The organism is Microbacterium sp. P5_E9 (genome assembly GCF_054049175.1).
Genome location: NZ_JBFUMV010000152.1, coordinates 1 through 526 on the forward strand (window position 1 = coordinate 1; position 526 = coordinate 526).

At 65.4% G+C, this 526-nt stretch carries 1 protein-coding gene; it reads left to right on the forward strand.

The window, feature by feature from the left end; translation table 11 throughout:
- Positions 1 to 193: 193 nt before the first annotated feature.
- The coding region (locus ACXJ3V_RS20725) for a UPF0182 family protein (RefSeq protein WP_457102240.1) at positions 194 to 526 on the forward strand (333 nt) is incomplete at its 3' end.

A 526-nucleotide genomic window follows, 5' to 3' on the forward strand; every position in this document is an offset into this window, starting at 1 on the left:
GTCCCGAAGGATCGTACGGCGGCGAGCGTGCTGCCTGTTGATTCCCCACCTACAATTATCTATCCGGCGGGGCGGATTCAACGCGAACCTTTGCGCCGCCGCGGGGCGGCCATCGCGGCTGCCCCGGCAACCCGTTCGGCCAGGTTTCAGGCAGATCGGCAGTGCAGCGTGGTCCGGCCAAAGCAGGCCGTGGATGACGGTCCTGCAAAGGAGCATGTCGATGCGGTCGCCAGGGAGATCCGGCACGCGCCTGAGAGGCATTTCGGTCAGCGTCGCGGCCGTCATCGTGGCTCTATTCGTCGTCGGCCGCATCACCGGCGTGCTGATTGACTGGCTGTGGTTTTCCTCGGTCGGCTATGTCGGCGTTTTCTTGACGATCTTTGTCACCCGGGTGCTTCTGTTCGTCGCCGTCTTCGCTATTTCGGCGGGCGCGATATGGGTGTCGGGATGGCTGGCGCACCGCTATGCGAGCCAGTCCGGCACCTGGAAGGTGGGGCCGGCATTTCCGCCGGGCACGCCGGGGGTG